Raw genomic sequence first — 13298 nt, 5'->3', positions numbered from 1 at the left:
TGACATGACCTCGTCCCTGTTGAACCAACCGCTTCTGGTCCTGGCCAATGTGCCGGATCAGGCGCTGGCCGAAAAGATCGCCACAGCCCTGGTGGAACAAGGGCTGGCGGCCTGCGTCAATATCCTGGCGCCGGTGAGCTCGGTCTATCGCTGGCAAGGCAAGATGCAGCGTGAGAGCGAAATCCCCTTGCTGATCAAGACCACGCAGGCGCGCTACCAGGAGCTGGAGCGGACCATCCTGCAGTTGCATCCCTATGATGTGCCGGAGATCATCGCCCTGCCGGTCACGGCAGGTCTTCCGGCCTACCTCGCCTGGATGCAGGATGAAACCGCCCGGCCATTACGCCTGTAAAGCACACAAGGAACTCCGTTGAATCCCATGATGACGCGCCACCGGATTGGCCGGCGCCTGCAGCGCTTGTGGCTGCTCTCCCTGCAGTGTCTGCTGATGCTGGTGGCCACGCTGTCCACGATCGTGGCGCATGCCGCCGAAGATTATCTTCCGCCGGAGCAGGCCTTCCAGCTCAGCGGACGCATGGTCGATGCCGGGACCCTCGAATTGAGCTATCGCATCGCCGATGGCTATTACATGTACCGCGACCGCTTCCATTTCAGCGCCGAGGGCGCAACACTGGGCGAGCCGCAATTCCCCCCCGGCAAGCGCAAATATGACGACAACTTCCAGAAGGAAGTGGAGACCTATCACCAATCGGTGACGGCCCGCATGTCGGTCAGCGGCGCTGTGGACAGATTTACCGTGGTGGCGGTGTCGCAAGGTTGCGCCGACAAGGGGCTATGTTATCCACCGATGACGCTCAAGCTGACCATGTCGCCCCAGGCGACCGGCCAGAGCGTGGGCGCGGGCGGCGGTGATGCGATGCAGGCCACCGGCGGCAGCGATATCGACGGAATTGCCGCCGTACTGAAGAGCGGCAAGCTGTGGAGCATCCTGTCGCTGTTCTTCGTGCTGGGTATTGGACTCTCCTTCACGCCTTGCGTGCTGCCGATGCTGCCCATCCTGTCCTCGATCATCGTCGGCCAGCAGACTGCCGCCGGCGGTGGCCGCGCTCGCAGCTTCCTGATGTCGGTCGCCTACTCGCTTGGTATGGCCTTGGTCTATACCGCCCTGGGTGTGGCCGCCGGGATGCTGGGCGAGGGCTTGTCGGCCTATCTGCAAAACCCGTGGATGCTGGCCGGCTTTGCGCTGCTGATGGCGGTACTGGCCCTGTCGATGTTCGACGTCTACACGCTGCAGGTGCCGGCCTCCGTGCAATCCCGCCTGTCCTCGGCCTCGGGCAATGGCAGCGGCAAATGGCTGGGCGTGTTCCTGATGGGCGCGATCTCGGCGCTGATCGTCGGCCCGTGCGTGGCCGCGCCGCTGGCCGGGGCACTTCTCTACATCAGCCAGACCGGCAATGTGGTGCTGGGCGGTAGCGCCCTGTTTGCGATGGCCGCCGGCATGAGCGTACCGCTGCTGCTCATCGGTGCGTCTGCCGGCGCCTTGCTCCCGCGTGCAGGCGCCTGGATGGATGCGGTCAAGCGCTTCTTTGGCGTGCTCATGCTGGGTACGGCGCTGTGGATGGTCTCGCCGGTGATCCCGTCCTGGCTGCAGATGGCGGGCTGGGCGATGCTGGGCATCGGCTATGGCGCCTTCCTGCTGTGGTCCCGCCCGGCAGGCTGGATCGCACGTGGACTCGGCCTGGCAGTGGTCACATTGGGTCTGCTGCAACTGGTCAGCGTGGTGACCGGTGGTCGCGACCCATTGGCGCCGCTGTCGCATCTGCGCGCGCAGGGTACCGCGGTGGCCGGCGCGGACTTCGTGCGCATCCGTTCCAGCGCCGAGCTGGACGCGGCCCTGCAGCAGAATGCCGCCGGTGAGCGCCGTCCGGTGATGCTGGACTTCTACGCCGACTGGTGCGTTTCCTGCAAGGAAATGGAACGCTTCACCTTCAGTGACCAGCGCGTGAAGGAGCGCTTCGGCCAGATGCTGCTGCTGCAGATCGATGTGACTGCCAACAATGCCGATGACCGCGCCATGCTCAAGCGCTTCAATCTCTTCGGTCCGCCCGGGATCATGTTTTTCGATGCTGACGGACGCGAGCTGGTACAACGCCGCGTGATCGGTTACCAGGATGCGGACAAGTTCATGTCCACGCTGCAAAACCTGTAGAAATCATTGCGCTGCGTTATTTGGATACCACTTTATAGTCGTTGGCCTGACGCGGGCATCGCGTTATAGTCAGCCTTTCTGTTTTCAACCGTTCAACCAAGGAGACCACCATGACGCTGCGCCTGGGCGATACTGCACCGGATTTCGAGCAAGAATCCTCGATCGGCAAGATCAAATTCCACGACTGGGCCGGTGATTCCTGGGTCGTGCTGTTCTCCCACCCGGCTGACTTCACGCCGGTCTGCACCACCGAGCTGGGCCTGACGGCCAAGCTCAAGCCCGAATTCGACAAGCGCAACGTCAAGGCCATCGCCCTGTCGGTGGACGGTGCCGAGGCCCACAACCAGTGGATCAAGGACATCGAGGAAACCCAGCAGACCGTGGTCGGCTTCCCCATCGTGGCCGACGTCGACAAGAAGGTCGCCGGTCTCTACGACATGATCCACCCCAACCAGTCCGAGACGGCTACGGTGCGTTCGCTGTTCGTCATCGATCCCAAGAAGAAGGTGCGCCTCATCATCACCTACCCGATGAGCACCGGCCGCAACTTCGACGAAGTGCTGCGCGTCATCGATGCCCTGCAACTGACCGATGGCTACACCGTGGCCACCCCGGGTAACTGGAAGGACGGCGACGACGTCATCATCCCGCTGTCGATCAAGGATGAGGAAGTCATCAAGCAGAAATATCCCAAGGGCTACAAGTCGCCGCGCCCTTACCTGCGTATCACCCCGCAACCGAACAAGTAATCCGGCAAGCGGTCAGCCGGACCAGAGAAAAGCGCTCCTGCGGGAGCGCTTTTTGTTTGGCGCACCAAGCGGGCCGGGCTCACTCTTGCGGCGCCACCGTGCGCGCAAAGTCGTCGATGAACAGCCGTGCCACTGGGGAGAGCATGGTGCCGTGCCGGGTCACCAACTGATAGGGTTCGCTGCGGGTATGCAATTGCAGCGGCAGGATGCGCGTCATGCCGAAACGCGTGCAGAACTGCGCCACGTCCACCGACAGCAGGGCCACGAAATGCGGATTCTTCTGGAGCAGCGACAGCGTGGTGAAGGCCGAGGTGGTTTCCATCAGGTGCAGCGGGAAGCGCAGGTCGGCGTCGTGGAATTCCCGCTCCAGCGTGAGCCGCATCGGCATGTTGGCCGAATACACCACCCAACGCGAATCGGCCAGATCCGCCAGTTGCAGACTGGATGCTCCGGCCAGGGGATGCTGCACACTGGCCACCACCGCCAGTTGTTCGTCATGGATGTTGAAGGCGTCATACAGGTCCGGGCGCTGGCTGATGCTGGTGCGGCAGATCGCCAGATCCAGCCGGCCCTGGTCGAGCAGGCGCAGCAATCGGGCACTGGTGTCTTCGACGATCTCCACCGACAGCGAGGGATGGCTCTCCAGCAGGCGCGTCAGCGCATCGGTCAACAACGGCACTGCTCCCATGATGGTGCCCACTGCCAGTCGGCCGCCATGACCTTGCATGATCGACAGCATCTCTTCCCGCAGGTGGGTCAGGTCGGTCTGGATCAGCCGCGCATAGCGGATCACGCAATGGCCCAGCTCGGTGGGCTCCAGCCCGCGGTTGGTGCGGGTGAACAGTTGCACGCCCAGGGTGCTTTCGATCTCCTGCAGCGCCTTGCTGGCGCCGGGCTGGGTCAGGGCCACCTGCTCGGCCGCCTTGAGCAGCGAGCCGTGGTCGGACAGGGCAATCAGAAGCCTTAACTGGCGCAGGTGCAGGCGGGAGGTGATGGAGGCCAGGGAGGGCAGGGTGTTGTGCATGGCGTTGATCCTCGAATAGGCCTCCAGTATGAGCTTTGGTTATACCCATATCAACAGCTCTCATTAGCCAAGGGCCGGGCGATGGCTTAGAGTCTCGCTTTCAAAAGCAGGTCGCAGAGGGAAAAGGTCGGGCTCGCAGGACGGCGTCGACACCCCCAGACCGCGGCCTGGCTGGCGACATCTATGAATCATGGCTATGTAATCGCAGCATGATTCGAAGCTTAATTGCACCTAACGGTACCCTAATGGCACTCATCAACTACATCACCCAGGTCCAGTTCGACTACGGCGCACTGGCGCTGCTGCAGCAGGAATGCGATCGCATCGGCATCAAGAAGCCGCTGGTGGTCACCGACATGGGCATCCGCAATGCCGGTCTGCTGGACAAGGTCCTGGCGCAGCTCAAGGAAGGCAGTGCGGCCGTGGTCTACGACCAGACCCCGCCCAACCCCAACGAAGCTGCCGTACGTGCGGCCGTGGCGCTGTTCCGCGAGCAGGGCTGCGACGGCATCGTGGCCGTGGGTGGCGGCTCTTCCATCGACCTGGCCAAGGGTGTGGCGGTCTGCGGTACGCATGAGGGACCGCTGAAGTCGTTCGCGCTGATCGAAGGCGGCCTGTCCAACATCACCGCCCGGACCGCGCCGGTGATCGCCATTCCGACCACCGCCGGTACCGGCAGCGAAGTCGGCCGTGGCGCCATCCTCATCCTGGACGACGGCCGCAAGGTCGGCATCATCTCGCCCTACCTGGTGCCCCGGCTGGCCATCTGCGACCCCGAGCTGACGCTGGGCCTGCCGCCGCTGATGACCGCCGCCACCGGCATGGACGCCATCGCCCACTGCCTGGAAACCTTCATGGCACCGTCCTTCAATCCGCCTGCCGATGGCATCGCGCTGGATGGCCTGTGGCGCGCCTGGGCGCATATCGAACGCGCCACCCGTGAGCCGGGCGACCGCGAAGCACGACTCAACATGATGAGTGCCTCGATGCAGGGCGCCATGGCCTTCCAGAAGGGCCTGGGTTGCGTACACAGCCTGTCGCACTCGCTGGGCGGCATCAATCCCAAGCTGCACCACGGCACCCTCAATGCCATCTTCCTGCCGGCCATCATCGCCTTCAACGAAAGCGCGCCGACCATGGTCAAGGACAACAAGATGGCGCGCATGGCCCATGCCATGGGCCTGGCCAGCGGTGCCGAGATCGGCCCGGCGATCCGCGACATGAGCCGTCGCCTGGGCTTGCCGGCCGGCCTGGGTGAACTGGGCGTGAGCGAGTCCATGTTCCCGCAGATCATCAAGGGCGCGCTGGCCGATCACAGCCACAAGACCAATCCGCGCGAGGCCTCGGAACAGGATTACCTGCAGATGCTGCAGCAATCCATGTGATGGCCGACAATGACCGGCGCAGGGCAGCGGCCATGGCCGGCCTGTCCCGCAAGCCCCCCTCAGCTGCTCCCGCATTGCGCGGGCGCGGCTCTCATGCCTGACCCGAACCCGGGCGGCATCAACGAAACCAGCAGGAGCACATCGTGAGCTACAAGATCCTTGGACACAACTACATCGGCGGCCAGCGCAGCGGTCAGGGCGACGTCGCCCTGCATAGCGTGGACGCGACCACCGGCGCGCTCTTCGAGACCCCCTTCCTGACCGCCACCGAAAACGAAGTGGCCGCCGCCGTGGATGCGGCCGAGAAGGCCTATCCGCTGTACCGCGCCACCACCTCGCAACAGCGCGCCCAGTTCCTGGAAGCCATCGCCGACGAGATCGATGCCCTGGGTGAGGATTTCCTCGCCGCCGTGGCCCGTGAAACCGCTCTGCCGGCCACGCCGCGCCTGGCCGGTGAACGCGCCCGCACCAGCGGCCAGATGCGCCTGTTCGCCAAGGTCCTGCGCCGTGGCGACTTCTACGGTGCGCGCATCGATACCGCCCTGCCGCAGCGCCAACCGCTGCCGCGTCCGGATATCCGCCAATACAAGATCGGCGTGGGTCCGGTAGCCGTGTTCGGCGCCAGCAACTTCCCGCTGGCCTTCTCGGTGGCCGGTGGTGATACCGCCGCCGCCCTGGCAGCAGGCTGCCCGGTGGTCTTCAAGGCCCACAGCGGCCACCTGGTGACCTCCGAACTGGTGGCCGATGCCATCGAGCGCGCCGTCAAGAAGACCGGCATGCCGGCCGGCACCTTCAACATGGTCTATGGCGACCGTGTGGGCGCCCAGCTGGTCAAGAGCGCCGGCATCCAGGCAGTCGGCTTCACCGGCTCGCTGCGTGGTGGCCGTGCCCTGTGCGACATGGCGGCTGCCCGTCCGCAACCGATTCCGGTGTTTGCCGAGATGTCCAGCATCAACCCCATCATCCTGATGTCGGAAGCGCTGAAGGTGCGCGGTGACGCCATTGCCAAGGACCTGGCCGGTTCGGTCACGGTCGGCGTGGGCCAGCTGTGCACCAGCCCGGGCCTGCTGCTGGGTGTGCGTTCGCCCGAGCTGACCGCCTTCATCGAAAAGCTGTCGGCGGCCTTCGGCGGCAGCAATCCGGCCACCATGCTCAACAGCGGCGGCCTGACCCACTACAACGGCGGTGTTGCGCGCCTGACCCAGTTGCCGGGCGTGAAGGTGATCGCCACCGGCGGCACCAGCTATACCCAGGCCGTGCCGCATCTGTTCAAGGCCGATGCCGCACTGCTGTTCTCCAAGGAAGCGCCGCTGGAAGAGGAAGTCTTCGGCCCCTCCACCGTCATCGTCGAACTGGAAAGTCGCGAGCAACTGCTGGACTTCGCCGCCAAGATGAACGGCCAGCTGACCGCCACCCTGCAAGCCGAGATCGGTGATCTGCAAGGCAATCAGGATCTGATCGCGATCCTGGAACAGAAGGCCGGCCGCCTGCTGTTGAACGGCTTCCCGACCGGTGTCGAGGTGTGTGATGCGATGGTTCACGGTGGCCCCTATCCGGCCACCTCGGACGCCCGTGGCACCTCGGTCGGTACGCTGGCCATCGAGCGCTTCCTGCGTCCGGTGTGCTACCAGAACTACCCCGACGCGATGCTGCCGGCACCGCTGCAGAACGCCAACCCCCTGGGCCTGATGCGCCTGGTCGATGGCGAGCAGACCCGCGCCACCGTCGCCTGATCCAGCACGTTGCAGCACCCGGACCGGCGCCTTGTCGTCGGTCCTGTTCCACCTTCCCCGCACTCGATTGCGGGGTCGCAACAACAATATCCCAAGACCCCAAGAGGAGGAGACTCATGATGAAATCCATCCAGCGCGCTGCGCTGTCTGCTACCGTCTGCGCGCTGTTCGGCGCAGCGACCATCCCTTCCGCCCACGCGGCGGGCGACACGATCAAGATCGGCTTCATCACCGACATGTCCGGCACCTATGCCGACTTCGACGGCCAGGGCGGCGTCGAGGCGATCCGCATGGCCATCGCCGATGCCGGCGGCACCATCAACGGCAAGAAGGTGGAACTGGTCTTTGCCGACCACCAGAACAAGGCCGACATCGCCGCCAACAAGGCGCGTGAATGGTTCGACCGCGACGGCGTGGACATGCTGGTCGGTGGCGTGAACTCGGCGGCCAGCCTGGCCATGGGCAAGGTGGCGGGCGAAAAGAAGAAGGTCTTCATCTCGGTCGGCGCCGGCACCACGCGCCAGACCAACGAGGAATGCAACGCCTACACCATCCAGTACGCCTATGACACCACGGCCCTGGCGCGCGGCACGGGGGCAGCCATCACCCGTCAGGGCGGCAAGTCCTGGTACTTCCTGACGGCCGACTATGCCTTCGGCACCTCGCTGGAAAAAGATACCAGCGATGTCGTCAAGAGCAATGGTGGCAACGTCGTGGGCGCCACCCGGGTCCCGCTGGCGACCTCGGATTTCTCGTCCTTCCTGCTGCAGGCGCAATCCTCCAAGGCCCAGATCCTGGGGTTGGCGGTGGCTGGCGGCGACGTCATCAATGCCATCAAGGCGGCCAATGAATTCGGCGTGAACAAGACCATGAAGCTGGCGGGGCTCCTGATCTTCATCAACGATACCCACTCGCTGGGCCTGCAGCTCACGCAAGGGATGTACCTCACCGATGGCTGGTACTGGGACCTCAACGACCAGAGCCGCGCCTGGGCCAATCGCTACTTCATGAAGATGAAGAAGATGCCGTCCATGTTCCAGGCTGGTGATGCCTCGGCTGTGGGGCAGTATCTGAAGGCGGTGAAGGCCGTGGGCAGCACCGATCCGGACCAGGTCATGGATTACCTGCGCAAGAACCGCATCAACGATTTCTTCACCAGCAATGGCGTGGTGCGTCCGGACGGCCGCATGGTGCATGACATGTATCTGATGGAGGTGAAGAAACCTTCAGAATCGAAGCGCCCCTGGGATTATTACAAGCTGGTGCAGACCATTCCCGGCGAGCAGGCCTACATGACCAAGGCCGAATCCAAGTGCGCGCTCTGGAAGTAAGCCAGCGCCGATATTGAAACGCCCAGCAGGGCGCCGCCCGTGAGTGCGCCGCCCGCCCCTTTTTGAGCAGAAAGTCTGATGTGGATCGGACCATGTTCTACGCATCCCGGGTGACCGGGGTGCGTTTTTTTTTCGTCCGGACGCTGCGTTCTCAGGCGCGGCGCGGTACCTGCGGACGCATGGCCACGCCCAGGCGGTTCCAGGCGTTGATGATGGCCACTGCGAAGGTCAGGTTGGCGATCTCGGCCTCGCTGAAGTGCTGTTGCAGCAGGGCGAAGGCGGCATCGTCCTTCTCGCCATCCTGCTGGTGCAGATAGGTGAAGCGTTCGGCCCAGTTCAGCGCGGCGCGCTCCTGTTCGGTGAAGAAGGGGATTTCGCGCCAGGCGGCCAGGGTGTTGAGGCGCTGCTGGTCTTCGCCATTCTTGAGCAGGTCATGCGAGTGCATGTCGGCGCAGAAGGCGCAACCGTTGAGTTGGGAGACGCGCAGGAATACCAGTTCCAGCAGCTTGGGATCGACCCCGCTCTGGTGCACCGCTTCGCTGGCCTTGAGCAGGGCGTTGAAGGCGGGAGCGGCGAGCTTGGCGTGGGGCAGACGTTGCTTGAAGTCGGACATGACAATTCTCCATCAGTGGGTGAGGTGACAGCGGCGCGAATCGCCGGTGTTCCTCCACTAGACGGAGCGGGGTGTCGTGTTGTGACAGTTTTCGGAAAAAAGAAGCGAAATAATCTTCAGGTCGGGTCCAGCTGCTGACGGGCAATGGCCGCCAGCTTGTCCGGATTGCGGACCACGTAGATCTCGCGAATGCGCCCACCCTCGGTTTCCAGCACCTGGGCCGATTCCAGCGTGCCATCGACGTAGCGCAGCAGGCCCGGCGTGCCGTTGACCGAGGCTGCACGATAGGCGATGCGCTCGCCGAAGCGGCGCAGGTTGGCGTAGTACAGCCAGGAGATGCGCTCGGCGCCGGCCAGCGGATGGGGGAAGGAAGCGACCTTGCCACCGCCGTCGCCGATCAGGCGGGCATCCTCGGCCAGCAGGCCCAGCATGGCGTCGCGCTGGCCACTCTGGACCGCTTGCATGAACTTTTCCAGCAGCAGAGCGTGGGTTTCGCGGGTGACCGGACTGGAGGCCGCGCGCAGGGTGGTGCGCGGGGTCACGCTGCCGGGCGCGCCGGCCGATTTGGCATCATGGCGCGACAGGCGTTCGCGGGCGCGGTGCACCAGCTGGCGACAGCTGGCCTCAGATTTCTGCAGGATGGCGGCGATGTCGGGGTAGTCGTTGTCGAATACTTCGCGCAGCAGGAAGGCGGCGCGCTCCTCGGGTTTGAGGCGCTCCAGCAGCAACAGGTAGGCAAAGGACACATCGCTATGCTGCTCCAGCAGCGCCTCCGGCGAAGGCGCCAGGCTGGCCTGGCCGTACAGGTCGATCTCGGCGGCCGGTTCGGCCAGGTCCACCAGGGGTTCCGGCAGCCAGTGGCCGACGTAGTGCTGGCGCTCCTGCTGCAGCTGGCGCAGGCGATCGATGCACAGCCGCGTCACCACCGTCACCAGCCAGGCCTCGGCCGATTCCAGTTGCTGCCGGTCCTGGGCATGCCAGCGCAGCCAGGCGTCCTGCAGCACGTCTTCGGCATCGCTGCGCGAGGCCAGCATGCGGTAGGCCACGCCGAACAGGCGCGGCCGGTGGCGGGTGAAGAGGTCGAGATCGTCTGCCATCAGCGCAGCCGGCGGGTGCCGAGGATCAGCCCTGCTTGAGCTTGCGCGCGATGTCCAGCGCGAAGTAGGTCAGCACGCCATCGGCGCCGGCGCGCTTGAAGGCCATCATGGCTTCCATCATGGTCTTGTCGTGATCCAGCCAGCCGTTCTGGGCGGCGGCCTTGATCATCGCGTATTCGCCGCTGACCTGGTAGGCGAAGGTGGGCACGCGGAATTCGTCCTTCACGCGGCGCACGATGTCCAGGTAAGGCATGCCCGGCTTGACCATCACCATGTCGGCGCCTTCCTTGAGGTCCAGCGCGACTTCGCGCAGGGCCTCGTCGCTGTTGGCCGGGTCCATCTGGTAGGTGGCCTTGCTGCCCTTGCCCAGGTTGGCGGCCGAGCCGACCGCATCGCGGAAGGGGCCGTAGAAGGCCGAGGCATACTTGGCCGAGTAGGCCATGATGCGGGTGTAGATATGGCCCTTTGCTTCCAGCATGGCGCGGATGGCGGCGATGCGGCCGTCCATCATGTCCGAGGGGGCGACCACGTCCACGCCGGCATCGGCCTGGGTTTGCGCCTGCCTGACCAGCAGCGCGAGGGTTTCATCGTTGAGGATGTAGCCGGTCTCGTCCAGCACGCCGTCCTGGCCGTGGCTGGTGTAGGGGTCCAGCGCCACGTCGCACAGCACGCCCAGTTCGGGGAAGCGCTCTTTCAGCGCCCGCACCACACGTGGGACCAGTCCATCCGGGTTGGTGGCTTCGATGCCATCGGGCGTCTTCAGGGCCGGATCGATCACCGGGAACAGCGCCAGCACCGGCACGCCCAGCTTCACGCATTCTTCGGCCACCGGCAGCAGCGCATCCAGCGACAGGCGTTCCACGCCCGGCAGCGAGGCCACGGGGGTGCGCAGGTTCTGACCTTCCTGCACGAATACCGGATAGATCAGGTCGGCGCTGGTGATGACGTTTTCGGCCATCAGCGCGCGCGAGAAGGCATCGCGACGCATGCGGCGCATGCGCAGGGCAGGGTAGGCGGCGTTGGAACTGAAATCGGTCAAGGACATAGGTTCGCTTTCAATAAAGAGATGTTGTATGACGCTATCTTGAAATATTTTCTAGGCAAATATCGCTAACTTCGGAAAATTGCCTGCTTAGATTCGAGCGGCGAACAACTTTCCCTCGGTATGGCTTATCTTTGCTGCGGGTAATTCATTTGCCCCCCGCTTCCCCTTCCCTCCCTGAGCGGGGCCGATCGCGCTAGCGATAGGCGTTCGCCCCGGAGAATATCCCTGTTCTCCGGGGTTTTTTTCGTCATGACGTTTTACTCCGGTCCGAAGGATGTCGCCTTGTCGGCGATCAGGCTTGCTGTGTGTCCTGATCTTGGGCGACGTCGTCGTCGGCCACCGCGGCCGAGGCTGCTGGCTGGTTCAGGCCGGCCAGTTCCACGATCTTGTCGTTGGCCTCTTCCAGGCCGGTCCGCTTGAGGGCGGAAAACAGTTGCACCGTGAACGGGAAGGGCTGGCCGTTTTCATCGACATAGCTCTGCAGGTAGGTCTGGGCCTGGCGCAGGGCGTTGGTGGACTCATTGCGGTTGAGCTTGTCGGCCTTGCTCAGAATGCAATGGATGGGTTTGCCGGTCGGTGCGAACCACTCGATCATCTGGATATCCAGGTCGGTGAAGGGACGGCGCGAATCGACGATCATCACCAGCGCTGCCAGCTGTTCGCGCTGTCGTACGTAGTCGCCCAGCAGGGCTTGCCAGTGGTGCTTGGCCGAGCCGGACACCTCGGCATAGCCATAGCCTGGCAAGTCCACCAGCATGGCCCGGATGTCATCCGGGCGCGCCTCGTCGTTGCGGTGCTGCCCGACGTGGGCGCCGCCGATGGAGAAATAGTTGATGTGCTGGGTGCGTCCCGGCGTCTTGGAGGCGAAGGCCAGGCGTTTCTGGTTGCACAGTACGTTGATGGCACTGGACTTGCCGGCATTGGAACGCCCGGCGAAGGCGATCTCCGGTACGCTGGTCTTGGGCAGGTCCCGCAGGTGATTGACGGTGGTGAAGAAACGGGCTTGCCAAAGTTGCGACATGGTGGGGGGAAATCCGAAAGAGGAGGGAAAAACGCGGAGAAGCTATTGTACAATGGCCCGAAACCCAACGCCTCGTTGACGCCGGGCAAGTAAAAAATATGGCGGCCATTGGAGACAGGTCAAACGACGGGCATTTGGTTTAGGGGCAGCTAGCCGCCGAACGGGCAAAATCTCTCAATTCCACAATAAGTATTAGGGTGACGAATGAACCGTGCCTTTTCCCCACTGTTGTACTCCGTTTTTGCTGCCATCCTGGCAGTGGCCAGCGCAGCCCACGCGGCTGACGACAAGAAGACCCCGATCAAGGCCGATCCGGCCAAGGGCGAAGCGCTCTACACCAATGGCGACAATGCGCGCAACATCGTGGCCTGCGTGTCCTGCCACGGCGCGGCAGGCAATTCGACCATCACCCAGAATCCCAAACTGTCCGGCCAGCATGAGGCCTACATCGCCAAGCAGTTGCTGAACTTCCGTACCCCGGATCGCAACAATCCGGTGATGTCGCCGATGGCCAAGGCCTTGTCGGACGAGGACATCCACAACGTCGCGGCTTATCTGGCCACCCAGGCACCCAAGCCCGGCGCGGCCAAGAACAAGGACACCATCGACCTGGGCAAGCACATCTGGCGCGGTGGCATCGCCGCCAAGAACGTGCCGGCCTGTGCCGGCTGCCACAGCCCCAATGGTGCCGGCATTCCGGCCCAGTATCCGCGCCTGGCCGGCCAGCACCAGGATTACACGGTGGCCCAGTTGACCAACTTCCGCGGCGGCGCGCGTACCAACAGCGTGCAGATGACCAGCATTGCCGAACGCCTGTCGGACAAGGAAATCAAGGCAGTGGCCGATTACATCGCCGGCCTGAAATAAGCCATCTGCGGGATTGCGCAGAGGGATGGCAAGATCAAAGGCGGCCCCGTGCCGCCTTTTTTCATCGGCTTCATTGGCCCTCCCTTTGCCTTCATCAGCCTTCACCTGCCTTGATGCAGGTCGTGGCATTCCGGGCCCGCCTGGCCGAAGATATCGCCCGTCGCGCTGGTCCGGCTGCGGCCCAGCGCGCCGACATACCCGGATGGCGTTGGCGCCTATTGCCGATGGCATATCACGGACTTTCTCCCGGAGCGGTAAAATCC

The 13298-nt window shown here is 63.9% G+C and carries 12 protein-coding genes; 7 read left to right on the top strand and 5 right to left on the bottom strand.

Going from position 1 to position 13298, the window contains the following annotated elements; all coding sequences use genetic code 11:
• Nucleotides 1-4 precede the first annotated feature (4 nt).
• The 3 genes from cutA (at nucleotide 5) to HWE04_RS21905 (ending at nucleotide 2919) form a co-directional block, all read left to right on the top strand.
• Nucleotides 5-352: a divalent-cation tolerance protein CutA gene (cutA, locus tag HWE04_RS21915; RefSeq protein ID WP_006464907.1), complete on the top strand. Its 348-nt coding sequence runs from the start codon at nucleotides 5-7 to the stop codon at nucleotides 350-352.
• A 27-nt stretch (nucleotides 353-379) separates the two neighbouring features.
• Entirely contained in the window at nucleotides 380-2170 is a 1791-nt protein-coding gene (dsbD, locus tag HWE04_RS21910) for a protein-disulfide reductase DsbD (RefSeq protein WP_241813701.1), read from the top strand.
• Between the two features lie 110 nt (nucleotides 2171-2280).
• Nucleotides 2281-2919 (top strand): peroxiredoxin, encoded by a 639-nt coding sequence (locus HWE04_RS21905; RefSeq protein ID WP_241813700.1) that lies wholly within the window; start codon nucleotides 2281-2283, stop codon nucleotides 2917-2919.
• Between the two features lie 79 nt (nucleotides 2920-2998).
• Here HWE04_RS21905 and HWE04_RS21900 read toward each other — a convergent pair whose 3' ends face one another.
• Nucleotides 2999-3943, bottom strand: a complete 945-nt coding sequence (locus HWE04_RS21900; RefSeq protein WP_006464904.1) for a LysR family transcriptional regulator — start codon at nucleotides 3941-3943, stop codon at nucleotides 2999-3001.
• 245 nt (nucleotides 3944-4188) lie between these two features.
• On the opposite strand from HWE04_RS21900, the gene HWE04_RS21895 reads away from it, so the two are divergent.
• The 3 genes from HWE04_RS21895 (at nucleotide 4189) to HWE04_RS21885 (ending at nucleotide 8392) form a co-directional block, all read left to right on the top strand.
• Nucleotides 4189-5328 carry an iron-containing alcohol dehydrogenase gene (locus tag HWE04_RS21895; RefSeq protein WP_182993476.1) on the top strand — a complete coding sequence of 380 codons (1140 nt, stop codon included), beginning with the start codon at nucleotides 4189-4191 and terminating at the stop codon, nucleotides 5326-5328.
• A 143-nt stretch (nucleotides 5329-5471) separates the two neighbouring features.
• Nucleotides 5472-7061 carry an aldehyde dehydrogenase (NADP(+)) gene (locus HWE04_RS21890; protein WP_077234956.1) on the top strand — a complete coding sequence of 530 codons (1590 nt, stop codon included), beginning with the start codon at nucleotides 5472-5474 and terminating at the stop codon, nucleotides 7059-7061.
• A gap of 116 nt (nucleotides 7062-7177) precedes the next feature.
• Nucleotides 7178-8392 carry an ABC transporter substrate-binding protein gene (locus HWE04_RS21885; protein WP_006464901.1) on the top strand — a complete coding sequence of 405 codons (1215 nt, stop codon included), beginning with the start codon at nucleotides 7178-7180 and terminating at the stop codon, nucleotides 8390-8392.
• Nucleotides 8393-8543: 151 nt separating this feature from the next.
• Here the strand turns inward: HWE04_RS21885 and HWE04_RS21880 are convergent, their stop codons facing one another.
• The 4 genes from HWE04_RS21880 to yihA form a co-directional block, all read right to left on the bottom strand.
• On the bottom strand, nucleotides 8544-9005 hold the full coding sequence (locus HWE04_RS21880) for a carboxymuconolactone decarboxylase family protein (protein ID WP_006464900.1): 462 nt from the start codon (nucleotides 9003-9005) through the stop codon (nucleotides 8544-8546).
• A 116-nt stretch (nucleotides 9006-9121) separates the two neighbouring features.
• On the bottom strand, nucleotides 9122-10102 hold the full coding sequence (gene sigJ / locus HWE04_RS21875; protein ID WP_006464899.1) for an RNA polymerase sigma factor SigJ: 981 nt from the start codon (nucleotides 10100-10102) through the stop codon (nucleotides 9122-9124).
• Nucleotides 10103-10127: 25 nt separating this feature from the next.
• Nucleotides 10128-11147, bottom strand: coding sequence for a porphobilinogen synthase (gene hemB / locus HWE04_RS21870; protein WP_077234954.1), 1020 nt, complete (start codon nucleotides 11145-11147; stop codon nucleotides 10128-10130).
• 292 nt (nucleotides 11148-11439) lie between these two features.
• On the bottom strand, nucleotides 11440-12168 hold the full coding sequence (gene yihA, locus HWE04_RS21865) for a ribosome biogenesis GTP-binding protein YihA/YsxC (RefSeq protein WP_006464897.1): 729 nt from the start codon (nucleotides 12166-12168) through the stop codon (nucleotides 11440-11442).
• Nucleotides 12169-12372: 204 nt separating this feature from the next.
• On the opposite strand from yihA, the gene HWE04_RS21860 reads away from it, so the two are divergent.
• Complete coding sequence (locus HWE04_RS21860) at nucleotides 12373-13035, top strand: c-type cytochrome (protein ID WP_006464896.1); 663 nt, start codon at nucleotides 12373-12375, stop codon at nucleotides 13033-13035.
• Nucleotides 13036-13298: the final 263 nt, after the last annotated feature.

This window comes from Herbaspirillum sp. C7C2 (genome assembly GCF_022627865.1).
Taxonomy (GTDB): Bacteria; Pseudomonadota; Gammaproteobacteria; order Burkholderiales; family Burkholderiaceae_D; genus Herbaspirillum; species Herbaspirillum frisingense.
The sequence above is the reverse complement of the archived record's forward strand: the minus strand, read 5'-3'. Positions and strand labels throughout refer to the sequence as shown.